General features: G+C 64.8%; 20 protein-coding genes. 11 read left to right on the plus strand and 9 right to left on the minus strand.

The genetic code is table 11. The features are described from left to right. Nucleotides 1-70: 70 nt before the first annotated feature. Nucleotides 71-1162: a tRNA epoxyqueuosine(34) reductase QueG gene (gene queG / locus VPH40_RS22045; RefSeq protein WP_099666599.1), complete on the plus strand. Its 1092-nt coding sequence runs from the start codon at nucleotides 71-73 to the stop codon at nucleotides 1160-1162. Nucleotides 1163-1169: 7 nt separating this feature from the next. Here the strand turns inward: queG and VPH40_RS22050 are convergent, their stop codons facing one another. After that, nucleotides 1170-1514 (minus strand): DUF3052 family protein, encoded by a 345-nt coding sequence (locus VPH40_RS22050; protein ID WP_328574510.1) that lies wholly within the window; start codon nucleotides 1512-1514, stop codon nucleotides 1170-1172. Nucleotides 1515-1660: 146 nt separating this feature from the next. Here VPH40_RS22050 and VPH40_RS22055 point away from each other — a divergent pair, with 146 nt between their 5' ends. Then, the gene (locus tag VPH40_RS22055; protein ID WP_305055854.1) at nucleotides 1661-2320 is read left to right on the plus strand and encodes a PadR family transcriptional regulator; all 660 of its coding nucleotides are present in this window, start codon (nucleotides 1661-1663) and stop codon (nucleotides 2318-2320) included. Nucleotides 2321-2342: 22 nt separating this feature from the next. Then, nucleotides 2343-3170: a siderophore-interacting protein gene (locus tag VPH40_RS22060; protein ID WP_328574511.1), complete on the plus strand. Its 828-nt coding sequence runs from the start codon at nucleotides 2343-2345 to the stop codon at nucleotides 3168-3170. Nucleotides 3171-3216: 46 nt separating this feature from the next. On the opposite strand, the gene VPH40_RS22065 is transcribed toward VPH40_RS22060, so the two are convergent. Together VPH40_RS22065 and VPH40_RS22070 are read right to left on the minus strand one after the other, a co-directional pair. Continuing rightward, a complete protein-coding gene (locus VPH40_RS22065) occupies nucleotides 3217-3801 on the minus strand; it encodes a response regulator transcription factor (RefSeq protein WP_034780029.1) in 585 nt (194 codons plus the stop codon). Nucleotides 3802-3833: 32 nt separating this feature from the next. Then, nucleotides 3834-5852 carry a sensor histidine kinase gene (locus tag VPH40_RS22070; RefSeq protein ID WP_251351766.1) on the minus strand — a complete coding sequence of 673 codons (2019 nt, stop codon included), beginning with the start codon at nucleotides 5850-5852 and terminating at the stop codon, nucleotides 3834-3836. 145 nt (nucleotides 5853-5997) lie between these two features. Between VPH40_RS22070 and VPH40_RS22075 the strand changes: the two genes are divergently transcribed. The 6 genes from VPH40_RS22075 to VPH40_RS22100 all read left to right on the plus strand — a co-directional run bounded on the left by VPH40_RS22075 (nucleotide 5998) and on the right by VPH40_RS22100 (nucleotide 11107). Beyond that, nucleotides 5998-6990, plus strand: a complete 993-nt coding sequence (locus VPH40_RS22075; RefSeq protein ID WP_251351784.1) for a TRAP transporter substrate-binding protein — start codon at nucleotides 5998-6000, stop codon at nucleotides 6988-6990. A 128-nt stretch (nucleotides 6991-7118) separates the two neighbouring features. Beyond that, the gene (locus tag VPH40_RS22080; protein WP_251351765.1) at nucleotides 7119-7691 is read left to right on the plus strand and encodes a TRAP transporter small permease; all 573 of its coding nucleotides are present in this window, start codon (nucleotides 7119-7121) and stop codon (nucleotides 7689-7691) included. Continuing rightward, nucleotides 7688-8968 (plus strand): TRAP transporter large permease, encoded by a 1281-nt coding sequence (locus tag VPH40_RS22085; protein ID WP_099666605.1) that lies wholly within the window; start codon nucleotides 7688-7690, stop codon nucleotides 8966-8968. Before VPH40_RS22080 ends, VPH40_RS22085 begins: the two co-directional genes overlap by 4 nt. 425 nt (nucleotides 8969-9393) lie before the next feature. Then, nucleotides 9394-9906, plus strand: a complete 513-nt coding sequence (locus VPH40_RS22090; RefSeq protein WP_099668372.1) for a methylated-DNA--[protein]-cysteine S-methyltransferase — start codon at nucleotides 9394-9396, stop codon at nucleotides 9904-9906. Then, nucleotides 9903-10820, plus strand: coding sequence for a site-specific tyrosine recombinase XerD (xerD, locus tag VPH40_RS22095; protein ID WP_251351763.1), 918 nt, complete (start codon nucleotides 9903-9905; stop codon nucleotides 10818-10820). Before VPH40_RS22090 ends, xerD begins: the two co-directional genes overlap by 4 nt. 80 nt (nucleotides 10821-10900) lie before the next feature. Beyond that, entirely contained in the window at nucleotides 10901-11107 is a 207-nt protein-coding gene (locus tag VPH40_RS22100; RefSeq protein WP_070257461.1) for a hypothetical protein, read from the plus strand. Nucleotides 11108-11172: 65 nt separating this feature from the next. On the opposite strand, the gene VPH40_RS22105 is transcribed toward VPH40_RS22100, so the two are convergent. The 3 genes from VPH40_RS22105 to VPH40_RS22115 are packed head-to-tail and all read right to left on the minus strand — an operon-like array spanning nucleotide 11173 to nucleotide 16658. Continuing rightward, nucleotides 11173-12450, minus strand: a complete 1278-nt coding sequence (locus VPH40_RS22105; RefSeq protein WP_328574512.1) for a TolC family protein — start codon at nucleotides 12448-12450, stop codon at nucleotides 11173-11175. Next, on the minus strand, nucleotides 12437-15541 hold the full coding sequence (locus VPH40_RS22110; RefSeq protein ID WP_328574513.1) for an efflux RND transporter permease subunit: 3105 nt from the start codon (nucleotides 15539-15541) through the stop codon (nucleotides 12437-12439). The genes VPH40_RS22105 and VPH40_RS22110 overlap by 14 nt, the downstream gene beginning before the upstream one ends. Next, nucleotides 15534-16658, minus strand: a complete 1125-nt coding sequence (locus tag VPH40_RS22115; RefSeq protein WP_328574514.1) for an efflux RND transporter periplasmic adaptor subunit — start codon at nucleotides 16656-16658, stop codon at nucleotides 15534-15536. Before VPH40_RS22115 ends, VPH40_RS22110 begins: the two co-directional genes overlap by 8 nt. A 235-nt stretch (nucleotides 16659-16893) precedes the next feature. Here VPH40_RS22115 and VPH40_RS22120 point away from each other — a divergent pair, with 235 nt between their 5' ends. Next, on the plus strand, nucleotides 16894-17574 hold the full coding sequence (locus tag VPH40_RS22120) for a response regulator transcription factor (RefSeq protein ID WP_328574515.1): 681 nt from the start codon (nucleotides 16894-16896) through the stop codon (nucleotides 17572-17574). Next, entirely contained in the window at nucleotides 17567-18964 is a 1398-nt protein-coding gene (locus VPH40_RS22125; protein WP_328574516.1) for a sensor histidine kinase, read from the plus strand. The genes VPH40_RS22120 and VPH40_RS22125 overlap by 8 nt, the downstream gene beginning before the upstream one ends. Here VPH40_RS22125 and VPH40_RS22130 read toward each other — a convergent pair. The 3 genes from VPH40_RS22130 to VPH40_RS22140 form a co-directional block, all read right to left on the minus strand. Continuing rightward, nucleotides 18956-19267 carry a hypothetical protein gene (locus VPH40_RS22130; protein ID WP_328574517.1) on the minus strand — a complete coding sequence of 104 codons (312 nt, stop codon included), beginning with the start codon at nucleotides 19265-19267 and terminating at the stop codon, nucleotides 18956-18958. The genes VPH40_RS22125 and VPH40_RS22130 overlap by 9 nt on opposite strands. After that, complete coding sequence (locus tag VPH40_RS22135) at nucleotides 19267-19989, minus strand: MgtC/SapB family protein (protein WP_328574518.1); 723 nt, start codon at nucleotides 19987-19989, stop codon at nucleotides 19267-19269. Before VPH40_RS22135 ends, VPH40_RS22130 begins: the two co-directional genes overlap by 1 nt. A gap of 360 nt (nucleotides 19990-20349) precedes the next feature. Beyond that, nucleotides 20350-23466: an efflux RND transporter permease subunit gene (locus VPH40_RS22140; RefSeq protein WP_328574519.1), complete on the minus strand. Its 3117-nt coding sequence runs from the start codon at nucleotides 23464-23466 to the stop codon at nucleotides 20350-20352. Nucleotide 23467: the final 1 nt, after the last annotated feature.

Genomic DNA, 23467 nt, shown 5'->3' on the forward strand with positions numbered 1-23467 from the left:
GTATCGCATAAAATGGAGGCTGCTGTCATTGTAACCGCCCGCGCGCCTGCCGTTTTCCGTAAAGTCCCCTATGTCCGCCACCGTCACCGATCTCGCCGCCTTGGCGCGCACCATTAAAGAATGGGGGCGCGAGCTGGGTTTTGCCGAGGTGCGCATCGCCGACGTGGACCTGTCGCACATGGAAGCGCCCTTGCAAGCCTGGCTCGATGCAGGGTATCACGGCGAAATGGATTACATGGCCAGCCACGGCATGAAGCGCGCCCGCCCGGCCGAACTGGTGCCGGGCACGGTGCGCGCCATCAGCGCGCGCATGAATTACCTGCCGCCGGCGCTGGGGCCCGACTGGCGCGAACGCGAGGCGGCGCGCGACGCCGATCCCGCGGCGGCCGTGATCTCCGTGTATGCGCGGGGCCGCGACTACCACAAGGTGATGCGTTCGCGCCTGCAGCAGCTGGCCGAGCGCATCAAGGGCGAAATCGGCGACTTCGGCTACCGCGTCTTCAGCGATTCGGCGCCCGTGATGGAAGTCGAGCTGGCGCAAAAAGGGGGCTTGGGCTGGCGCGGCAAGCACACCTTGCTGATCAACCGCCAGGGCGGCTCCTTCTTTTTCCTCGGCGAGATCCTCATCGACGTGCCGCTGCCGGTCGACCCGCCGGAAACGCCACGCTGCGGCCAGTGCTCGGCATGCATCACGGTGTGCCCCACGCAAGCCATCCTGGGGCCGCACAAGCTCGATGCGCGCCGCTGCATCTCCTACCTGACCATCGAATTGAAGGGCGCCATTCCCGTCGAGATGCGGCCTTTGATCGGCAACAAGGTGTACGGCTGCGACGATTGCCAGACCGTCTGCCCGTGGAACAAGTTCGCTCAGCGCGCCGTGGTGCCCGATTTCGACGAGCGCCACAGCCTGGGCAGCGCCGGCATGGTGGAGCTGTTCGCCTGGACGGAAGAAGAATTCAACCGCCGCATGGAAGGCAGCGCGATTCGCCGCATCGGCCACGAACGCTGGCTGCGCAACCTGGCCGTCGGCATGGGCAACGCGGCCGCCAAGGCCCGGGGCCAGGCCGACATCGTCGCGGCCCTGCTGTCGCGCCGCGAGCACCCGTCGGCCATCGTGCGGGAGCACGTCGAGTGGGCGCTGGCCTTGCACGGCGTCGTTTAACCCCCTCTCAAGCCTGCTTCAGGCGCAGCGCCGACCAGTTTGCGTCGATGGCGATCATTGCCACGCTGTCGAGTCCCATGGTTTGCGCAAAATTGCGGATATCGTCGCGGTGGATGTCGCTGCCCGCCTTCACGCCACCCTTGCGGTACGCCACCCAGACCGCGCCGCCGGGCGCCAGGCGCGCCTGCGCCACCGGCAGGAACCGTTCCAGTTCCGCGCGGCTGCGCGCGAACAGCACGATCCAGTCGGCGCTTTCTCCTTCACTCACCCGCCGCTCGGCCGGCAGCTGCGCCAGCAGGGCCGTATGCTCGCCGCCGTCATTGAGCACGGCCAGGGCTTTGGAATTTTTCACATACATTTTTTCAGCGGCGGTTTTGTCAGGCATGGCAGGGACGTGTCGATTGAAGAAAGACGAGCATAACAAATTTCTCCTTGACTTATCGATATATCGTTATAAAATGGCGATACCTACTAACGATATATCTTTAAAGAGAAAACATGAGAAACTCACACCACGCAGAACACGGCCACGGCGGCCATCATCACCACCACCATCACGGCGAGTACCGTCACGACCACCGCCACGAGCACCGCGGCGAATACGCCATGCACGGCCGCGGTCCGCGCGGCTTCGACGAGCGCGGCGACGGCATGGGCCCTGGCGGCCCCGGTGGCCGGGGCGGGCGCGGCGAACGGGCCGAGCGCGTCTTCGGCCGCGGCGACCTGCCCCTGATCGTGCTGGCGCTGATCGAGATCAGCCCCCGCCACGGCTATGAAATCATCAAGGCCATCGAAGAGCGTTGCGGCGGCGCCTATGCTCCCAGCCCGGGCGCCGTGTATCCGACCCTGACCCTGCTGGAAGAGCAGGACCACGTGACGTCCTCCGAAAGCGCCAGCGGCAAAAAGCTCTACACGATTACGGACCTGGGCCGCGCTTACCTCGACGAGAACCGCGCCCAGGTCGATGGCATCCTGGCCCGCCTCGACATGTTTGCCCGCGTCCAGGCGCGCAACGCCTTGCCTGAGCGCGTGCGCCAGGCCATGCACACCCTCAAGCATGCGCTGTTGCTGAACAAGACCAGCTGGAGCGAAGCGGAAGCCGAGCGCGTCTCGGCCGTGCTGGAACAGGCGGCCAACGCCATCGTCGACGGCCACTGAGCCTACTTTACAAGGATAAGCCATGACTACTGCATCACCAGCAACACCACGCCCGCATGCCATCGAGCGCGTGCGGCATGACTTGAAACTGCGCGTGCTCACCGTCGTGCGCACCGAGCAGCTGACGCCGCACATGCGCCGCATCACGTTGGCCGGCGACGACCTGGACGGCTTTGTCTCGCCGGCGCACGACGACCACGTGAAACTGTTCTTCCCCGCTCCCGGCGAAGACAAACCCGTGTTTCCCGTGCTGGGCAATGGTTCGAATCCCATCCAGTATGGGGAAGGCGCGCGTCCCATCGCTCGCAACTACACGCCGCGCCGCTACGACGCCGCGCGGCGCGAGCTGGAAATCGACTTCGTGCTGCATGGCGACGGCCCCGCGGCCAGCTGGGCGGCGCAAGCTGCACCCGGCCAGACTCTGGGCGTGGGCGGACCGCGCGGCTCGATGCTGGTGCCGCTTGATTTCGACTGGTATGTGCTGGTGGGCGACCAGACGGCCTTGCCGGCCATTGCCCGCCGCCTGGAGCAGCTGCCGGCCACGGCGCGCGCGACGGCCGTGATCGAGATCGTCGAAGACGGCGAACAGATCGCGTTGGAGTGCGCGGCGCAGCTGGATGTGCGCTGGGTGGCGCGTCATGGCCGCAAGGGACCGCTGCTGCTGGAGGAATTGGCGCAGATCGCCTTGCCGCAGGATGGCGATGGCTATGTATGGGTGGCGTGCGAGCATGCGCAGGTGCAGGGCCTGCGCGGGCATTTCATCGACGCCGGGGTGCCGAAGCAGCATCTGCACGTGGCCAGCTACTGGAAGCATGGCGTGGAAGAGCACCATGAGCATCACGATGACTGATTAGATACTTGAAACCTCGATCCGGGGTCTGACCCCGGATTTCAGTCTACTTCAACAACCCCGCAAGCTCCACCGCCGTCTTGACCTGCATCTTGTCGAAGATATGCGCGCGGTGGACTTCCACGGTGCGCATGCTGATGCCCAGTTTGTCGGCCACCACCTTGTTCATCTTCCCCGCCAAAATCAGGTCCAGCACTTCGCGTTCGCGCGTCGACAGGGTGGCCAGGCGCGCGTGCACGGCGGCCAGTTCGCCCGCCTGGCGCGAGTTGGCCAGTCCCTGCTGCACGCGATCCATCAGGTCGTTGTCGTTGAACGGCTTTTCAAAGAAATCGAAGGCGCCCCGTTTCAGGCTGTCGACGGCCATCGGCACGTCGCCGTGACCGGTGAGGAAAATCACGGGCAGGCGCGCCGTCAGGTCGCGCTTGACCAGCTGGTCGAACAGGGCGATGCCGTTCATGTCGGGCATGCGCACGTCGAGCAGCACGCAGTCGCCGGCGGCGTCGAAGCTGCCGTCCAGGCTATCGAGAAATTGCTGGGCGCTGGCGTAGTTGCGCGCCTCAATGCTGCGCGAGGCGGCCAGCCAGGACAGGGAGTCGCGTACGACCTCTTCGTCGTCAATGATGTGCAGCATGGTGTCTCCGGATTGTCGTTATGCGTTATTCGTTAAGGCGAGTGCGGCGCGCGCGGCGCGGCCGGCACGCTGAATGTAAAGATCGTACCGCCAGCGGGGTTGGCGCCGAAGGTCAGCGCGCCGCCGTGAAATTCGATGGCGGTGCGGCAGATGTTCAGGCCCATACCCATGCCTTCGGACTTGGTCGAGAAAAACGGCGAAAACAGCCGTTCGGCCACGTCCTGCGGGATGCCGTGGCCATGGTCGATCACGTCCACTGTCACCATGCCTTGCTGCGCATCGTGGCTGGCCCGCAGACGCATGATACGCCGTCCCGGCGCCGCATCCTGCATGGCCTCGATGGCGTTGCGCGTCAGGTTCAGCAGCACTTGCTCGATCATCACGGGATCGGCGCGCAGCAGCGGCAGGTCCGGCGGCAGTTCTTCCTGGATGGTGACATAGTATTTGCGCGCCTGCAGGTCGATCAGCGCGCGGATGCCGTCGATCAGGGTGCGGATGGCGATATCCTGGCGTTGCGGCTCGCTCTTGCGCACGAAATCGTGCACGCTGCGGATGATCTGGCCGGCCCGCTGCGCCTGCGCGCTGGCCTGTTCCAGCGCCGGCTTCAGGGTGCCCGGATCGACGGGGGCGTCATGCTCGATGGCGCGGCGGATCAGGTTCAGCGCGCCCGTCGTGTAGCTGGAAATGGCCGCCAGCGGCTGATTTAATTCATGCGCCAGCATCGACGCCAGCTCGCCCATGGTGGCCAGGCGCGAGCTCGTTTGCAGTTTTTCCTGCTGCTGGCGATTCAATTCCTCGACCCGCTTGCGGTCCGAGATGTCGAGCACGGACCCCATCCAGCCCGTCTGCTGGCCGTTCTTGTCCACCAGCGGCGCTTCGAAGATCAGCACGGCCACGCGCGTGCCGTCGGGCCGCTGGAAATAGGTTTCGAACTGCGGCGTGGGATTGCCAGCCAGGGCCTTGACGAAGCGCTGCTGGTATTCCTCCAGCGCCTCGGGCACCCAGTAGGGCATGGGCGGCAGACGCCCCAGGATTTCCTCGGGCGGATAGCCGACGATCTGGCAGAACGCGGGATTGACGTACGTGACGCGGCCTTCCAGGTCGCGTGCGCGCATGCCCGTCACCAGCGAGTTTTCCATCGCCGTGCGAAACAGCATCTGCTGGCGCAGCGCGCCTTCGGCCACCAGGCGGCGCGAGATGTGCCGCCACAGGGCCAGCAAGCTCCACAGCAGCCCCAGCGACAGGGCGATGACGGAGCCGACCAGCAGATTGGGCAGCAGCTTGGGCTGGCTTTTCACGCTGTCGGTAAACAGGGTGATGGTGGCGCCGGGCACGTCGAGCGCGCGCTTGTGCGTGTACACGCCGTGGCCAGGCCCGGCGGCGGCGCGCCGCGCCAGCACCTTGTCGTCGCGGTCGATCAGCGAAATCTGGTTGTCCTGGGCGAACCACCACGGCACCATTTCATCGAGCAGGCTGCTGATCTGGTAGGTGGCCACCAGGCTGCCGACATAGCGCTGGCCGTCGAACAGGGGCTGGTGGTAATCCATCAGCATGGCGCCCGGCGGCGCGTCGGGAAAGCCGCTTTGCTGCGAAGGCTGGGCATATTGGCCCCGGTGCAGGCGGCGCGCATTGTCGGCCGCCGTCAGCGAGGCTGGCGAAAACGACAACGCATGCGGCAGGCTGTTGTCGCTGGTCGCCAGCACCTTGCCGCTGGTGTCGAGCCACAGCACGCGCTGCAATTCGCGGCCATTGCGCAACATCTGCTGCAGCCGTTCGTGCACTTTTTCTGCGCCCAGCGAGGCGCTGGCGATGTCCACGCCCAGGTTGAACAGGCTTTCCTCGTTGCGCGCCAGCTGGAAGCGGATGGTTTGCTCCACCCACAGTGTGTCGGCGATCAGCTGCTCCTGGCGCTCGTTGCTTTCCATTTGGCGCGCCTGCCAGGGCAGCCAGAACAGGATGGACAGGAACAGCAGCAGCAGGATGACGGGCAGCAGCCAGCGCATCGGGCTCGATAGCTTGAAGCGGCGCGCAAAGGTGGGGGAAGTCGGCATGGCTGGCAGGGTAGCGGCTTATCGGGAGCCGGCTATTGTGGTTAACCACAATAGCCGGAGTAGTTTCTTTGGCACAATATCCAAGTAGACAAAAAATAAAGTTTTTTAAAAAACCACTCAGGAGACAAAAATGCAACTGCCGCCAATGAAAACCCTGTTCGTCGCGCTGTGCGCCGCCATCGGCGCCACCGCCGGCGTCCACGCCTACGCGCAAGCGCCCATCGTCATCAAATTCAGCCACGTCGTGGCCACCGATACGCCGAAAGGCCAGGCCGCCGAGCGCTTCAAGCAGTTGGCCGAAAAAGCCACGAATGGCAAGGTCAAGGTCGAACTCTACCCGAACAGCCAGCTGTACAAGGACAAGGAAGAACTCGAAGCCCTGCAGCTGGGCGCCGTGCAGATGCTGGCGCCGTCGCTGGCCAAGTTCGGCCCCCTGGGCGTAAAGGAATTCGAAGCGTTCGACCTGCCCTACATCTTCCCCACCAAGACGGCGCTGTACAACGTCACCGAAGGCGAAATCGGCAAGAGCCTGCTGAAGAAACTGGAACCCAAGGGTATCACGGGCCTGGCCTACTGGGATAACGGCTTCAAGGTGATGTCGGCCAACAAGCCGCTGCATACGCCGGCCGATTTCAAGGGCCTGAAAATGCGCATCCAGTCGTCCAAGGTGCTCGACGCGCAGATGCGCGCGCTAGGCGCCAACCCGCAGGTGCTGGCCTTCTCGGAAGTGTATCAGGCGCTGCAGACGGGCGTGGTCGACGGTACGGAAAATCCGCCATCGAATATGTACACGCAAAAGATGCATGAAGTGCAAAAGCACGTGACCGTGTCGAACCACGGTTACCTGGGCTATGCCGTCATCGTCAACAAGAAATTCTGGGATGGCTTGCCGCCCGAAATCCGCGGCCAGCTGGAAAAAGCCATGCGCGAGGCGACCACGTTTGAAAAAGCCATCGCCCAGCGCGACAATGACCAGGCCCTCGACGCCATCAAGAAGGCGGGCAGGACGCAGATCTATACCCTGACGGTGCAGGAGCAGGCCGAGTGGCGCAAGGCGCTGGCGCCCGTGCAGAAGGCCATGGAAGCGCGCATCGGCAAAGATCTGATCTCGGCCATCAACAAGGAAAGCGCGAAGTAAGCCGCAGGCTGTAGCGCGCCGCGCCGCGCCGCCTGGCGCGGCAGGCAGGGCACCCTGCCAGTCCGTTGGAACGACTCCTGCGCGTCCTGCGCGGGAGTGCGTGTACCCGCATTCTTTGAAAGTCCACCATGAAATTTCTGGATCACCTGGAAGAGTGGCTGATCGCGACCCTGATGGGCGCGGCCACCTTCATCATCTTCGTCGCGGTCGTGCACCGCTATCTGGCCGGCTTGCCGATACCGGTCGTGCAAGACTTCCTGATTCAAATCAATACCAGCTGGGCCCAGGAACTGTGCATCTACATGTTCGTCTGGATGGCCAAGTTCGGCGCCGCGTACGGCGTGCGCACGGGCATCCACGTGGGCGTCGACGTCTTGATCAACCGCATGAATCCCCGCTGGCGCGACCGTTTCATCGTCTTCGGCCTGGGGGCCGGCGCCCTGTTTACGGGCATCGTGGGCACCCTGGGCGCCAGCTTCGTGTGGTCGATCGGCCACACGGACCAGACGTCGGCCGACATGGAAGTGCCGATGTGGCTGGTTTACCTGGCCGTCCCGCTGGGTTCCTACCTGATGTGCTTCCGCTTCCTGCAGGTGATGGTGCATTTCATCAAGACGGGCGCCTTGCCGAAACACGACCATTCGCATGTCGAGGGGCTGGAAGACGAATTGACGGCTGAAGAAAAAGGAGCCAAGGCATGAACGCGCTGATCATCTTTGTATTGCTGCTGGCGCTGATGCTGACCGGCATGCCCATTTCCATTTCGCTGGGCCTGACGGTACTGACGTTCCTGTTTACCATGACCAGCGTGCCCATCGAATCGGTGGCCCTGAAGATTTTCACGGGCATCGAAAAATTCGAAATCATGGCCATCCCGTTCTTCATTTTGGCGGGCAACTTCCTCACGCATGGCGGGGTGGCGCGGCGCATGATCAACTTCGCCAGCTCCATGGTGGGCCACTGGCATGGCGGCCTGGCGCTGGCCGGCGTGATGGCGTGCGCGCTGTTTGCCGCCGTCTCCGGTTCCAGCCCCGCCACCGTCGTGGCGATCGGTTCCATCATCCTGCCGGCCATGGTCAAGCAGGGCTATCCGCGCGGTTTCGGCGCCGGCGTCATCACCACCTCGGGCGCCCTGGGCATCTTGATACCGCCATCGATCGTGATGGTGATGTATTCCGTCAGCACCAACACGTCCGTTGGCAAACTGTTCATGGCGGGTGTGATTCCCGGCATGATGCTGGCCATGCTGCTGGGCCTGACCACGTGGTTCTTGGCGCGCAAGCACAATTATCCGCGCATGCAGAAGGCCAGCTGGGGCGAGCGCTTCGTGACGTTCAAGAAAAGCGCCTGGGGCTTGTTGCTGATCGTCATCGTCATGGGCGGCATCTATTCGGGCGCCTTCACGCCGACGGAAGCGGCCGCCATGGCCGCCGTGTACGCCTTCATCATCGCCGTCTTCGTCTACAAGGACTTGAAGATCAAGCAAGTGGGCAAGGTCTTGCTCGATTCGGCCGCCATGTCGGCGATGCTGTTGTACATCATCACGAATGCCGTGCTGTTCTCGTTCCTGATGACCAGCGAAAACATCCCGCAAGCGATGGCTGAATGGATTACGGGCAAGGGCCTGGGCGTGATCAGCTTCTTGTTGGTGGTCAACGTGCTGCTGTTGTTGGCTGGTAACGTCATGGAACCGTCGTCCATCGTGCTGATCATGGCGCCGATTCTGTTCCCCGTGGCCATGAAGCTGGGCATCGACCCTGTGCACTTCGGCATCTTGATCGTGGTCAACATGGAAGTGGGCATGTGCCATCCGCCCGTGGGCCTGAACCTGTACGTGGCGTCCGGCATCACCAAGATGGGCATCTCGGAGCTGACCGTGGCCGTGATGCCGTGGCTGCTGACGATGCTGGGCTTCCTCGTGCTGATTACCTACGTACCACAAATCTCGCTGTGGTTGCCAAATTTAATTTACAACTAAAACAGTTGTCCCCGTCATGGTGCAAAAAAAGTCGATCCGGCCGAATAAATGCGCTATGATGGGCAGCCTTAAGGGGAAACACGTATATGCATATGCGCCCTGGTAGCAAGGCTGAAAGACAGAATTGGTAACAAGGTTAGTGGGGGAGTGGTCTATAAAAACGGTATTGATACCGGGGATATATTGAGGAGACACACGTTTCACAGAAGTTGTTGAGTCATAGCTGTCTGCGGCCACAAGCCGGCACCGGCGGACCCAAACGACCGGGAACGTGAAGCAATATTTGAAGCGCACCGTCTGGTGCGCTTTTTTTTCGTGCGGGGGAAACGTCCGCCGGCACGCCCAAAGTCGGTGCATAATCACCGGGGCGCAGCCAGATGCGCCGGCAGGTTGTATATATGCCACACTTGAACAATGATCAGCAGATGAAAAAACAACAGGGCAGTGAACTGTTCAGCGCCATCGTGGCCGCGCCGTTCGGCGCCATGGGCGTGCGCGCGCAGGATGGCCAGTTATGCGAACTGGTGTATTTGCCGCCGCACTTCGCGGAAAAAGACGCGCAGGATGCCGTCTCCGAGCGGGCGTGCCAGCAACTGGCGCGTTATTTCCTTGATCCCGATTATGTCTTCGACCTGCCGCTGGCAGACGCGGGCAGCGCCTACCAGCAGCGCGTATGGGCGGCGATTGCCGGCATTCCGCGCGGCCAGGTGCGCACGTATGGCGATGTGGCGCGCCTGATCGGCTCGGCCCCGCGCGCCGTGGGCCAGGCTTGCGGCGCCAACTGGTTTCCCGTGGTGATCCCCTGCCACCGGGTCACGGCCGCGGGCGGCCTGGGCGGCTTTGCCCACCACGACGATGCGACAGGCTTCCACCTGGGCGTCAAGCGCTGGCTGCTGGCGCATGAAGGTGTCGAGGGCATGGGATGGTCCAAACGATGATGAACAGCCTGCTGGCGCCCGACAACACTACCCTGATCGATGAATTTTGCGACAGCCTGTGGCTGGAGGACGGCCTGTCGAAGAACTCGCTGGACGCCTACCGGCGCGACATGCGTCTGTTCGCGCGCTGGCTGGAAGTGAACCGGCCCGGGCGCGAGGGCCTGTACGAAGTATCCACGGCTGATATCGACGCGTATTTCGCGGCCCGCCACGACGAGAGCAAGGCGACGTCGTCGAACCGGCGCTTGTCCGTGCTCAAGCGCTTTTACCAGCTGGCCTTGCGGCACAAGCATATCGCGGCCGATCCGTGCCTGAAGATGGTCTCGGCCAAGCAGCCGGCGCGCTTCGTGCACACCTTGAGCGAAGCGCAAGTGGAAGCCTTGCTGGCGGCGCCCGACGTCAGCACGCCGCTGGGCCTGCGCGAGCGCACCATGCTGGAGCTCATGTATGCGAGCGGCTTGCGCGTGTCGGAGCTGGTGGACTTGAAATCGGTGGAACTGAGCCTGAACGATGGCGTGCTGCGCATCACGGGCAAGGGCAGCAAGACGCGCCTGGTGCCGTTCGGCGAGCAGGCGCGGCTGTGGATTGAGCGCTACCTGAAGGAAGCGCGCGGCGTCATCCTCGATGGGCAGATGGACGATGCGCTGTTCGTCACGCGGCGCGGCGGCGCCATGACGCGGCAAATGTTCTGGGTCATCATCAAGAAACACGCGCTGAGCGCCGGCATCACGGCACCGCTGTCGCCGCATACCTTGCGCCATGCGTTCGCCACGCATTTGCTCAACCATGGCGCGGACTTGCGTGTTGTGCAATTGTTACTGGGGCACTCCGATATTTCCACCACGCAGATTTACACGCATGTGGCCCGCGAACGGCTGAAACTGCTGCATGCGCAGCATCATCCGCGCGGCTAAAAATTTTGTATTTGCTCCAACTGCGTCATAATGTGCCCTATGTGCTTATCTGTAACAATAAAAAACTAAAGAGGTAGTAAATGGCCAAGACAAATTTCCAATACGAAAAACGGCAAAAAGAGCTGGAAAAGAAGAAGAAAGCCGAGGAAAAAGCCAGACGCAAGCTGGAAGCGAAGAACAATCCGAAGCCGGCCGACGGCGGCGAAGGCGATGAGCCGGAAGCGGACGACGCCGACGTCGATGCAGATCCGGCCGCCGAGGGCGACGCACCCGCCCAGCCCCAGTAACTCCCCGTTCCTGACGACCGGTGCGGCATCGCCGCGCCGGTATCTCCTCGTTTCCCCTTCCCCCGCTACAAGTGCGGCCGCTGGCCAAGCGCCAGTTGCAGCTGCGTGCTGGCCATGGCCGCATCGGCGCGCGCCTGCACATAGCCCTGGTACGCTTCGTCGGCCGAGCGCTGCGCCGCCAGCCATTCCAGCAGCGAGGCATTGCCGCTGAAGTAAGACAGGCGCACGCCGTCGACCACCTTTTGCGCATCGACCAGCACGCCGTCGCGGTAGCGCGCCAGCCTGTCCTGCGCCGCATGCAGCTGTCGCTGCGCCGTGCGCACTTGCGTCTCCGCCGTCAGCTCCGCCTGGCGCAGGGCCAGCATCGCTTGCGTGACCCCCGCTTCGGCCTGCACCACGTCGCCCTTGTCGCGCCGCGACAGGGGAATCGGGATGGCCAGCGAGATGGACAGCGCACGGGAGCGGGGCGCGCCATCGACGGGATTGCCGCTGGCGTCGATGCTGTCATGGTAGCCGCGCGCGGCGGCCAGGCCTACGGTCACGGTCGGGTCGACGGCGCGGTTGGCGCGCACCAGCGCCGCACCGTCGCGCAGGTTGTCCAGCGTGGCGCGGGCGATGCGCACGTCGTTGCGGGCCTCGAGCGCCTGCGGCACCAGCACGCCGGCGTCGCCGCCCTCGTACGCGGCGAAGTCGCACGCCAGTTGCGCCTGCGGAAACAGACCATCGAACTGGCGCCCCAGCGGCGGCGACAGGGCCAGCATCGCGCTATCGGCCTCGCTGCGCGCCTGCGCCAGGTCGGCCTGGAACTGGTCACGTTCCACGCGCGACTGCAGCAGCTCGATGCCGCCCACGTCGCCCGCCTTGCGCCGCACGGTATTCGCCTCGACTACCTTCGACAGGGCCGCCATGGTCTGTTCCTTGCGCGCGAGGACCTCGCGCGTGCGGCACGCTTCCGTGAACGCGGCGGCGGCCGTGCCATACAGCTCGCTCCTGAAACCGGCCACCGTCTCCTCTGCCAGCGCGACATTGCTGTGCGCCGCCTTCAGGCGCGCGGCGCGCTTGCCGCCCGTCTCGATGGCCATGCTGATGGCCGGATTCCACGTGACGGGACGGTGTTCGACGCTGCGCACGGTTTCGCGCGTGGCGCCCAGGGTAAACTCGGGATCGGGACGCAGGCCGGCGATGCCGATGCCGGCCTTGGCCGAGGTGATGCCTTCCTGCTGCGCCTGCAATTCCAGGCTGTGGCTTTCCACGGCGGACAGATAGGTTTCAAAGCTCAAGGGTGCGGCAATGGCGCATGGAGCAATCAGCCAGGCCGCCAGCAGTACATTAAAACGTGTCATGGGTCTCTCCTTCGGTGTCGGTCCGGCGTTTTTGCAGGTGCGCCTCGATCAGGTAATACAGGGCCGGCAACAGCAGCAGGGTGAGCGCGGTCGCCGTCACCAGGCCGCCCACCACCACGGTGGCCAGCGGGCGTTGCACGTCGCTGCCCAGGCCCGTCGCCAGCATGGCCGGCGTCAGGCCCAGGGCGGCCACCGTGGCCGTCATCAGTACGGGACGCATGCGGTCGCGCGCGCCTTCCAGCACGGCCTCGCGCAAGCTTTTCCCCTCGTCGCTGCGCAAGCGGTTGATCTGCGCCAGCATCAGGACGGCATTCAGGACGGCCACGCCGAACAGGGCGATGAAGCCGACGGCGCTCGACACGTTCAAGGTCATGCCGCGCAGGTGCAGCGCGGCCAGGCCACCGAGCATGGCCAGCGGCACGGCCAGCAAGACCAGCGCGGGCTGGCGCAGGTTGCGGAACTGGCCAAACAGCAGCAGGAACATGGCGCCCAGGGTCATCGGCAGGATCAGCGCCAGACGGCTTTGCGCGCGTTGCAGGTTTTCGAACTGGCCGCCCCATTCGACGCTGATGCGCTGGTGTTCATCTGCCACGGCTTGCGCCACCAGCGGGCGCGCTTCGGCCAGGAAGCTCGCCAGGTCGCGCCCGCGGGCATTCAGGCGCACGATGATGTGGCGCCGTCCCATTTCGCGCACGATCACGCTTTCGCCCGAGGTGGTGCTGATGGTGGCCACCTGCGCCAGCGGAATCCTCGCGCCGTTGGCGGCGTTGAGCTTCAAGTTGGCGATGGCGTCCGGGCTGGAACGCGTGGCCGGCGGGAAGCGCACGGCGATGTCGTAGCTTTTCTCGCCCACGTACACCTGGCCGATGGGCGCACCGCCGATGCCGGTGGCAATCAGGTCGGCCACGTCGGCCGCGTTGATGCCGTAGCGGGCCGCCTTTGCCCTGTCCAGTTCCACCTTCAGGTTGGGCAGCGGCGGCTCCACGTCCACCGCCACGTCGGAGGCGCCAGGGATAGTCTTCAGGACATTTGCCACCTTGCCGGCGATGCCGCGTACCTCGTCGAGGTCATTGCCGAAGATTTTCACCGTCAGGTCGCTGTGCGCGCCCGACAATTTATCTTGCACGCCGTCTATCATCGGCTGCATGAAAGCCACCGTGACGCCGGGCATGCTGGCGAAGCGCGCGTTCATTTTGGCGATCAGCTGCTGCTTGCTCATGCCCGACTTCCAGCTCTTGTATGGATGCAGGCCCACGCTCGCTTCGATGTGCGACGGCGTCCAGTAATCGGTGCCGTCGTCGTTGCGCCCCGTCTGCGTGACGATGGTCGATACTTCGGGAAATTCCAGCGCGGCGCGCCGCAGTTCGCTGGCCATCTCGGATGCCTTGTCCAGGGTGATCCCGGGCGGCATCTGCACCTGCAACCACAAGGAGCCTTCATCGAGGTAGGGCAGGAAGTCGCGCCCGATGCTGCCGCCCAGCAGCGCCAGGCACGCCAGCGAGGTGGCGCACACCATCGCCACCCAGCGCTTCCTGCCCACCATGCGTTCGAGGAAACGCCCGTACGCGCCCGCCAGCTTGTCCAGCGCGCGGTTATGGAAGGTGCGGCGCGGCTTGCGCAAGGCCAGCCAGGCCAGGCCCGGGATCAGCACCAGCGCCACCACCAGCGCGCCCACCAGCGCCGCGCCCACCGCATACGCCATCGGCGAGAACAGCTTGTATTCGATGCGCTGGAAGGCGAACAGGGGTAAATAAGCGGCGATGATGACGGCCATGCCGAACATGATGGGACGTGCCACCTGCAGGGTCGCATCGATGGCGTCCTGCAGGGTGAGAGGCCGTTCCTGTTCCCGTTCGCGGCGGCGCAGCATGTTTTCCAGCACCACCACGGAACCGTCGACGAGGATGCCGAAGTCGATCGCCCCCAGCGACAGCAGGTTGGCGGGAATTTTAAAATGGTGCATGAAGATGAAGGCGATCAGCAGGGCCAGCGGAATCGTCAGCGCGACGATGGCGGCCGCGCGCGGGCTGCCCAGATACAGCAGCAGCACGAGGGCGACGAGCAGCATGCCTTCGCCCAGGGTGTAACTGACCGTGTGCAGGGTGGCGTCGATCAGCGAGCTGCGGTCCAGGTAGGGCACCACTTTCACATCCTTCGGCAGCACATTGGCATTCAAGTCATCCACGGCAGCATGGATGCCGGCCAGCGCTTCGGACGGATTGAAGTCCTTCAGCAGCAGGGTGATGCCTTCGATAGTGTCGGGATTGTCGTCCTTGCCCAGGATGCCGCGCCGCTCCACGTTGCCGTAGGCGAGCTTGCCCAGGTCCTTCACCAGCACAGGCACGCCATCCTTGCTGCTGACGACGACGTTGCCCATGTCATCGAGCGAATGCAGCAAGCCCACGCCGCGCACCACGTACGATTGCTGGCCGCGGTCGATGACGCTGCCGCCGCCGCTGATGTTGTTGGCGTTGATGGCGTCCTTGACCTGCGCCAGCGAGAAGCCGTAGCTGTCGAGTTTTGCGGGGTCGAGTTCCAGCATGAATTGCGTCGTCAAACCGCCGAAATTGCTCACATCGGCCACGCCGCGCACCTGCTGCAGGCGCGGGATCACGGTCCAGAACTGCAGCTCGGACAGTTCGCGCAGGCTGCGGCTTTTCGATTCCAAGGTGTAGCGGTAGATTTCGCCCGTGGGCGAGGTATAGGGATCGAGTCCCGGCTTGGCGTCATACGGCAGGTTGACGCTGGCGAGGCGTTCCTGCAGCCGCTCGCGCGTGAAGTAGCCGTCGCTGCCATCCTCGAACACCACCGTGATCAGCGACAGGGCGAACAGACTGCGCGTGCGCAGCACGTGCATGCCGGGCGTGCCGAGCAGCGCGCGTTCGAGCGGAATGGTGATCTGCTGCTCGATTTCCTCGGCGCCCAGGCCCGGCACCTGCGTGACGATTTGCGAGGTGACGTCGGCGATGTCGGGATACGCTTCGATGGGCAGCTGCTTCCAGCAGTAGACGCCATAGGCGGCGACGAACAGCAGCACCAGCCAGACGATGCCGCGCCGCTGGCAGCAGGTGGCGATGAAACGGTCAATCATTGAGCAGCACTCCTTCCTTGACGACGATGCGTTCGCCCGCTTTCAGGCCGGAGACGATTTCCACCTGGTCGCCATGGCTGGCGCCCACTTCCACCGCGCGCGGCGAGAACACCAGCGCGCTGCGTTCGACCATCACGCGCGTCGAGGGCCCGCTTTGCAGCAGGGCGGACGCGGGCACGAGGAGGGCGCGGCGGCTGGCGCCGGCGAACCCCGCGTGGGCGAACATGCCGGGCTTGAAGGCGCCGCTGCGGTTGTCGATGGCCACGCGCACCTTCACCGTGCGCGTCTCGGGGTCGAGCACGGCGCCCACATACGCGACCTTGCCTTCGAAAGCCTTGCCGGGCCAGGCGTCGACGGTGATGCTGGTCGTTTGTCCCACGGCGACCTGCGCCAGGTCCCTTTCGGCCACGTTGGCCGACAGCCAGACGGTGGACAGGTCGGCCACCGTCATGACGGGCGCGTTGATATCGTTCCAGTAGCCGCCCTGGGCGCCTTCCATGGCGATCACGGTGCCGGCGATCGGCGAACGCAGCACATAGTCGCGGCGCGACCCGCGCGCTCCTGCTCCGTACTGCGCCAGCTTGTCGGCGCTGGCCTGGGCGTCGCTGCCGGCTTGCGCAAAACTGGCCTGCGCCGCTTCGTACTCCTTGCGCGCGGCGATTTCCGCCTCGAACAGGGTTTTCTGGCGTTCCAGTTCCTGGCGTGCCTGCAGCAGGGCGGACCTGGCTTTGCTGTCGTCCGCGTAGGCGGCGCTCAGTTCCGCCGAGTCCAGCGTGAACAGCGGATCGCCCGCCTTCACGCTGTCGCCCAGGGCGCGCTGCAAGCGCGTGATGCGCCCGGCCAGGGGCGGCGTGATCTTCACCAGCTTCTCCGGCATGGCCTCGATGCTGCCCGGCGCCTCCGTCTGCGTGGCGATGTTCTGTTCCAGTACGGCGGCGATCTGCAGGCGCTGGCGCAGCGGCGACATCTTGTCGACGGCGATGCTGCCGTCGTCCTGATGCATCGATTGGGCGACAGGCGTGGCTGCCGCCGTCGGCTTGGCGCAGCCGGCCAGGGCCGAGCAGGCGAGAGCGAGGGCGCAGCTGGCGCCCAGGGCGTTGCGGGTGGTCGTGTTCATCCCGTGTTTCCTTGTTATTGATGGTGAGGGGGCATGCGTGGATGCCGTGCCCAGGCGGGCAATGAGAGGGGCGCAGGTGGCGCAGGCAGCGTCACAACAGCGCCGGGAAAGCATAGCAATGTGGTCCTGAAGAAGCGCCCAAGAACGCCTGAATCATTCTTCAGGTTCCGTGCGCGCACGGTGCGGCGCGGTAAAATACCAGCATGGAAAACACGGCGCAATGCGAAAGGCAGGCATGAGAATCCTCCTGGTGGAAGACGACCGCAAGGCGGCGCGCCTGCTGGCGCGGGGCTTGCAGGAAGAAGGCTTTGTCGTCGACGTGGCGCACAGCGCGGAAGAGGGCGAGGACGAAAGCTACGCCGTCGACTACGACGCAATCGTGCTGGACTGGATGTTGCCGGGCAAGCAGGGCATCGATTTTTGCCGCGACTTGCGCGCGCGCGGCATCCAGACGCCCGTGCTGATGCTCACGGCGCGCGACGCCACGGCCGACCGGGTGACGGGCCTGAACACGGGCGCCGACGATTACCTGACCAAGCCGTTCGAATTCGAGGAGCTGCTGGCGCGCATTCGCGCCCTGTTGCGCCGCTCCGACATCAGCCGCCCGCTGGTGCTGGCGCTGGCCGACCTGACGCTCGATCCCGTCAGCCACCAGGCAACGCGGGCTGGCGTGCCGCTGGTGCTCACGCCCAAGGAATACGCGATCCTGCTGATCCTGCTGCGCCAGGCGGGCGAAGTGGTCAGCCGCGCGCGCCTGGCCGAGCAGATCTGGCAGGCGGACCTGATCGGCATTGACAACCTGATCGACGTCCACGTGCGCAACCTGCGGGGGAAAGTGGATGCGCCGGGCTTGCCGGCCTTGATCCACACGGTGCGCGGACGCGGCTTCCGCCTGGCGGAAAACAACGGTGGCTAGCTTTCGCAAGCGATTGCTGCTGGTGCACCTGGCCGTCATCCTCGCCATCGTCGCCTGTACGGCGCTGGCCGGTTACTGGGGTCTGTCGCGCGCCGTGCACGGCCAGCTCGATGCGGCCCTGCTGGCGCTGGCCGAGACGGAAATGGCCATGCTGCCCGCTGCGCCGCGCCAGCCCGTGCAGGTACACGAGGTGGCGCCGGGCCAGGCGCCGCCGTCATTGACGCGGCTCGACCGCCTGGTGCAGATCATCGATGGCGAAGGCCGCGTGCTGGCGCGCAGCCGCAACCTGGAGGCGGCGCAATTGCCGGCGCCACCGGCCTTGCTGGCGCGCCTGGCGGCCGGCGAGACCATTTTCGAGACCCTGCCGAAGTTCGGCGAAGAGCCGCTGCGCATGGTCTCGATTCCCGTACCTTCGTCCGGCGCGCGCCTGGCGGTGCAGGTGGCCGGTTCGCTCGACGACACCAATCACGTGCTGGCCGCGGCCACCGTACTGTTTGGCGCCATGGCGCTGGCCCTGCTGGCGGCCGTGGGCCTGGCCGGCGAAATGCTCACGCGCCGCGTGCTGGGCGCCATCGACGACGTGGTGGACCAGGCGCATTCGATCGGCGAAGCCAGTTTGCACCAGCGCCTGCCCCATCCCGGTACGCAAGACGAGATCGGCCGCCTGGTCGATACCCTGAACGCCATGCTGGACCGCCTGGAACACGGCTACGATGCGCAGCGCCGCTTCACGGCTGACGCTTCGCACGAATTGCGCTCGCCCCTGTCGCGCCTGCGCACGGAAATCGAAATCACCCTGCGCCGCCCGCGCGAGTCGCCCGAGTATGTCGATGCGCTGGCATCGTGCCTCGATGAAGTGCAGCGCCTGACGACCCTGGTGGAAGAGCTCTTGATGCTCACGCGCCTGGACGTGGGCCAGGAGCGCAACGCGGTGGAAACCATCGAGCTCAATCCGCTCGTGCGGGCGGCAGCGCAGCGCCTGGAAAAGGCGGCAGCGCAGCGCGGCATCCGCATCGTCTTCGATGCAAGTGTCGACGTGCAGGCCAGGGTGGCTGCCGGCCCGGTCGACCTGGTGCTGGCCAATTTGCTGGATAACGCCGTGAAATTCTCGCCGCCCGACAGCGTCATCAGCGTGCACGTGGCGCGCGACGGCGCGCATGCGATCGTCGGCGTGGCCGATGCGGGACCGGGTATCGGCGTGGAAGACTTGCCGCATCTGTTCGAGCGTTTCTACCGGGGCGCCCAGGCGCGCGCGGGCGAGGCGCCCGGTTTCGGCCTGGGCCTGGCCCTGTCGCAAGCCATCGTGCACGCGTATGGCGGCAGCATCGAGGCGCAGAACCGCCCGCAAGGCGGCGCGCTGTTCCTCATGCGCCTGCCCGCCTCAAGCTGAAGGCGCGACGCCTTCCCAGCGCACTTGCCGCACTTGCGGCCAGGCGCCCGCGCGGTTGACGAAGCGCACCAGCACGGTGCGCTGCACGGCCTGGCACAGCACCGTGGCGATCAGCTGCACCACCTGCCTGGCCGCGTCCCAGCTGCGCAGCATTTGCGACGGCGCCAGGCCCGCGCCCTTGAGTTCGGCCAGCAGCAGGCGCACGACGTGGTCGGCCTGCGCTGCGGGGCAGGTGACGGTCAGACGGTAGGTGGCGACAGCCGGACCACGTTTGACAAACCACAGCATCCATTTTTTCATCATCACACTCCCCGTTCGGCGACAAATTCCGCGTTGTTCACCAGCGCCCAGCGCACGGCCGAGACGCTGCCTTCCAGGCTGACCTGGCTGACGATCTGCTCCAGCAATCCCAGGCTGGACAGGGGCGTGAGCAGGTCGGCCCGCACTTCGATGCGTCCGGCGTGCGCGGCATCCTCGCTGTGCAAGGATTGCAGCATCAGGGCCGGCATGCCGCTGATCATGCGCAGCATCAGGTTGCGCACGAGGATTTCCTGCTCCGCCTCGCATACGGCCGTCACGCGGTAGATGCTTTCCGTCTCGATGCCCGCTTCGCTGCCGTGCGCGTTGATGCGTTGCGCCAGGTGGCGCAGCACCAGGTTGGCGATGAGCACGAAGCCCGTGCCGATGGCCGCCTCGAGGGCAAACCCCAGGCCGCACAGGATGCCGATGGCGGCCGAGCACCACAGGGTGGCGGCCGTGTTCAAGCCGCGCACCGTCATGCCTTCGCGCATGATGACGCCGGCGCCCAGGAATCCGATGCCGGAGACCACCTGCGCGGCGATGCGCATATGGCCGGCGCTATCGCCTTCGAGCACGGAAACCATCACGAACAGCGAGGCGCCGACGGACACCAGCGCGTTCGTGCGCAGGCCCGCCATGCGCTGGCGCAGCTGGCGTTCGGCGCCGATCATGGCGCCCAGGGTCAATGCCGCGGCAACGCGCAGCGCAAAGTCAAATACCACCATCAGTTTCTCCCGGCTGGGGAGGAACAGGCGAGTGCGGGGGCGAAGACAATTCGCCCCGAAAGGGGGCAGCAGACGATAACGGTGGAACGATGAGGAGGGAAGTGGCGGCGAGAGAGTACTGCCGCTGATAAAACCGCACCTTGCCATGGGCAGGGCGGGCGGAATGCGCGCGTCTTGCCTAAGGCCGATCGCCGATGGTCAATCGACTACTGTCACTGGAACAAGCACCCACGAGTCACTCCATATCATTGATAACGGGGACAGTCTAGCCAGTGGGGCAGCTTTGGTCAACTGAAGCTCTCTTCAGGAAGCCGCCGCGTCGTCCCCGCCAATGCGGGGACGGTGAAGGCGACCGGTCAATCAGTGGGCGTGTGCCTTGCCGTCGTCGGCGGATTCGGCGTGCTCGCCGCTGCCGCCGAAAAAGCGCGCGGCGCGCTTGCCCAGGCTGTCGAGGTAGGTGTAGGCGACGGGCACCACCACCAAGGTCAACAGGGTCGAGGTGATCACGCCGCCGATGACGGCGCGGCCCATCGGCGCCTGCGATTCGCCGCCGTCGCCCATGCCGATGGCCATCGGCAGCATGCCGAAGACCATGGCCAGTGTCGTCATCAGGATGGGCCGCAAGCGCACTTGCCCCGCTTCCATCAGCGCCTCGAACTGGCCCAGGCCTTCGCGCTGGCGCTGGTTGGTGAAGTCCACCAGCAAGATCGCATTTTTGGTGACTAAGCCCATCAGCATGATGAAGCCGATCACGGAGAAGATGTTCAGGGTGCTGCCAGTAATGAGCAGGGCGGCCAGCACGCCGATCAGCGACAGCGGCAGGGACACCATGATGGCGATCGGCTGCAAAAAGCTGCCGAACTGCGACGCCAGCACCAGGTAGATGAAGATCACGGCGATCCCCAGCGCCATCATCGCGCCGCCCATGGTTTCGGCCATCTGCTGCGCATTGCCGGCCACGTCGAAGCGCACGCCGGGCGGCAGGTCGATGGACTTGATGGCTTTCTGCACGTCGGCATCGACGTCGCCGGCAGGGCGGCCCTGCGTGCCTGCATAGATGGCGACCCGGCGCTGCAAGGCCTGGCGCTTCAGCACCTGCGGGCTTGATGACGGCACGAAGTCGACCACTTGGCGCAGCGGGATCATGACGGGCTTGCCGTTCGCGTCAAGCTTGCTGGAGGCCAGCGACAGGTCGGCCAGGTCGGCCACCTTTTGCCGGCCCGACTTGGGCAGCTGCACGTTGACGTCGTAGTTTTGCCCGTCGCTGGCTAACCAGTGGCTGACCGTGTCGCCCGCCACGAACGGACGCAGGGCGTTGCCGATCTGCTGCACCGACAAACCCAGGTCGCTGGCCAGTTCGTTATTGATCTTCACGGTGGTCGACGGATTGGCGCCTTCCTGGCTGTACTCCATGTCGGCCAGGCCCTTGATGCCGCGCATCTTGTCCATCAGGGTGTGCGCCACCGCATCGAGCTTGCCTTCGTCCGTGCCCAAAATGGCGATGAAGATGGGACGCTGTCCGACGGACAGGGTGATGCCGGCGATCGGCGCCAGGCGTTCGCGGATCAGCTTTTCCAGCTCCTGCTGCGAGCGGCGCTTGTGCTTCTTGATGTCCGTCAGCTTCAGGTTCACCTCGGCCGTGTTGCGCCCGTCCTGCGTACCGATATTGGCCACCAGGCTGTCGATTTCTGGGAATTCCTTCAGGGCCGTTTCGATCTGGCGTACCTTGGTATCCGTGTATTCGAGGCTGGAGCCGACGGGCGTCTTGAAGCGTAGGTTGACCCAGCCCTGGTCCGTTTCCGGGAACATCTCGCCGCCGATCATCGGCACGAGCATCAGGCTGCCCGCGAACAGGGCGACGGCCGTGGCCAGGGTCGTCTTGCGCCAGCGCAAAGCGACAGCCAGCACCTTGCCATACCATACATGCAGGCGGTCGATGCCCGTCTCGATCCAGGCCATGAAGCGGCCCAGCCATGGCGCGTACTTGAAGCGGTCCTTGACGGGGTCGCGCCAGACGGACGACAGCATGGGGTCGAGCGTGAAGCTGACGAACAGGGAGACGAGAACGGCGACGGCCACGGTGATGCCGAACTGCAGGAAGAAGCGGCCGATGATGCCGTCCATGAAGGCAACGGGGACGAACACGGCGACGATGGCGAACGTGGTGGCCATCACGGCCAGGCCGATTTCATTGGTGCCGTCGTTGGCCGCCTTGTAGTGGTTCTTGCCCATGCCCAGGTGGCGCACGATGTTTTCGCGCACGACGATGGCGTCATCGATCAACAGGCCGATGCACAGCGACAGCGCCATCAAGGTGAGGAAGTTCAGGGTGAAGCCGAAGGCCTTCATGGCGATGAAGCTGGCCAGCACGGAGATCGGCAGGGTCAAGCCCGTGATGATGGTCGAGCGCCACGAATGCAGGAACAGGAAGACGATCACCATGGTCAGCACGGCGCCTTCGATGATGGTGCGCTTGACGTTATCGAGCTGGCTTTGCACGCGCTCCGATTCGTCGTCCAGCACGCGCAGGGTGATATCGGGCGGCAGCGTCTTTTGCAGGTCTGCCGCCACTTTCAGGATGCCGGTGCCCACTTCGACCACGTTGGCGTCCTGCACCTTGGTGATTTCCATGGTCACGGCCTGCTGGCCGTTCATGCGCGAGATCGACAGTTCTTCCTGCTCGCCGTCGACGACGGTGGCCACCTGGTCCAGGTAGACGGGGCCGACGGCGCGGCGCGCGACGATGATCTTGCCGAATTCGCGCGCATCCTTGATCTTGCCTTCCACGCGCACCAGCTGTTCGGCCGCGCCATGGCTGATGGAGCCGGCCGGCAAATTGGTATTCGTGGCCTGGATGGCGCGGATCACTTCATCGACGCCGATGCCCTGGGCATTGAGTTCGATCGGCTTCATGCTGATGAGGATCTGGCGCGCGCGCAGGCCGCGCAGCTTGACTTGCCCCACGCCGGCCACGCCCTGGAAGCGCTTGCTGATGATCTGCTCCGTCATGGTCGACAGCGAGCGCAGGTCATGCCCGGTGGACGTCAGCACGATGGTGGCGATGGGGCGCTCGTTGTCGCCCTCGGCACGGGCGATGAACGGGTCCTTGGCTTCCTTCGGGAAGCGGGGGCGCACCAGGGCCACCTTGTCGCGCAAGTCCTGCATGGCCTTGTCCATGTTCGTCGACAGCTCGAATTCCAGGTAGACGCCGGCGCGTCCTTCCCACGAGTTGGCGCGGATGGTCTTGATGCCGCTGACGGTGTTGACGGCGTCCTCGATGGGGCGCGTGATGTCGTTTTCCACGGCTTCGGGCGAGGCGCCCGGGTAGTTCACTTCAATGGCGGCGAACGGGAACTGCACGCTGGGCATGCTTTCCACGCCCAGGCCCCGGTAGGAGAAGATGCCCAGCACCACCAGCGCCACCATGACCATGGTGGCGAAGACGGGGTTCTGGATACTGACTTTGGTCATCCACATG

It is taken from the genome of Janthinobacterium sp. P210005, assembly GCF_036231865.1.
Classification (GTDB): domain Bacteria; phylum Pseudomonadota; class Gammaproteobacteria; order Burkholderiales; family Burkholderiaceae_D; genus Janthinobacterium; species Janthinobacterium kumbetense.

What these genes read in the sequence shown, in the direction of transcription:
- VPH40_RS22110 (WP_328574513.1), bottom strand. Translation starts at nt 15,541, where the DNA reads ATGATTGACCGTTTCATCGCCACCTGCTGCCAGCGGCGCGGCATCGTC.
- VPH40_RS22060 (WP_328574511.1), top strand. Translation starts at nt 2,343, where the DNA reads ATGACTACTGCATCACCAGCAACACCACGCCCGCATGCCATCGAGCGC.
- VPH40_RS22135 (WP_328574518.1), bottom strand. Translation starts at nt 19,989, where the DNA reads ATGGTGGTATTTGACTTTGCGCTGCGCGTTGCCGCGGCATTGACCCTG.
- VPH40_RS22105 (WP_328574512.1), bottom strand. Translation starts at nt 12,450, where the DNA reads ATGACACGTTTTAATGTACTGCTGGCGGCCTGGCTGATTGCTCCATGC.
- VPH40_RS22115 (WP_328574514.1), bottom strand. Translation starts at nt 16,658, where the DNA reads ATGAACACGACCACCCGCAACGCCCTGGGCGCCAGCTGCGCCCTCGCT.
- VPH40_RS22120 (WP_328574515.1), top strand. Translation starts at nt 16,894, where the DNA reads ATGAGAATCCTCCTGGTGGAAGACGACCGCAAGGCGGCGCGCCTGCTG.
- VPH40_RS22075 (WP_251351784.1), top strand. Translation starts at nt 5,998, where the DNA reads ATGAAAACCCTGTTCGTCGCGCTGTGCGCCGCCATCGGCGCCACCGCC.
- VPH40_RS22140 (WP_328574519.1), bottom strand. Translation starts at nt 23,466, where the DNA reads ATGTGGATGACCAAAGTCAGTATCCAGAACCCCGTCTTCGCCACCATG.
- VPH40_RS22055 (WP_305055854.1), top strand. Translation starts at nt 1,661, where the DNA reads ATGAGAAACTCACACCACGCAGAACACGGCCACGGCGGCCATCATCAC.
- VPH40_RS22090 (WP_099668372.1), top strand. Translation starts at nt 9,394, where the DNA reads ATGAAAAAACAACAGGGCAGTGAACTGTTCAGCGCCATCGTGGCCGCG.
- VPH40_RS22065 (WP_034780029.1), bottom strand. Translation starts at nt 3,801, where the DNA reads ATGCTGCACATCATTGACGACGAAGAGGTCGTACGCGACTCCCTGTCC.
- xerD (WP_251351763.1), top strand. Translation starts at nt 9,903, where the DNA reads ATGATGAACAGCCTGCTGGCGCCCGACAACACTACCCTGATCGATGAA.
- VPH40_RS22130 (WP_328574517.1), bottom strand. Translation starts at nt 19,267, where the DNA reads ATGATGAAAAAATGGATGCTGTGGTTTGTCAAACGTGGTCCGGCTGTC.
- VPH40_RS22085 (WP_099666605.1), top strand. Translation starts at nt 7,688, where the DNA reads ATGAACGCGCTGATCATCTTTGTATTGCTGCTGGCGCTGATGCTGACC.
- VPH40_RS22080 (WP_251351765.1), top strand. Translation starts at nt 7,119, where the DNA reads ATGAAATTTCTGGATCACCTGGAAGAGTGGCTGATCGCGACCCTGATG.
- queG (WP_099666599.1), top strand. Translation starts at nt 71, where the DNA reads ATGTCCGCCACCGTCACCGATCTCGCCGCCTTGGCGCGCACCATTAAA.
- VPH40_RS22070 (WP_251351766.1), bottom strand. Translation starts at nt 5,852, where the DNA reads ATGCCGACTTCCCCCACCTTTGCGCGCCGCTTCAAGCTATCGAGCCCG.
- VPH40_RS22100 (WP_070257461.1), top strand. Translation starts at nt 10,901, where the DNA reads ATGGCCAAGACAAATTTCCAATACGAAAAACGGCAAAAAGAGCTGGAA.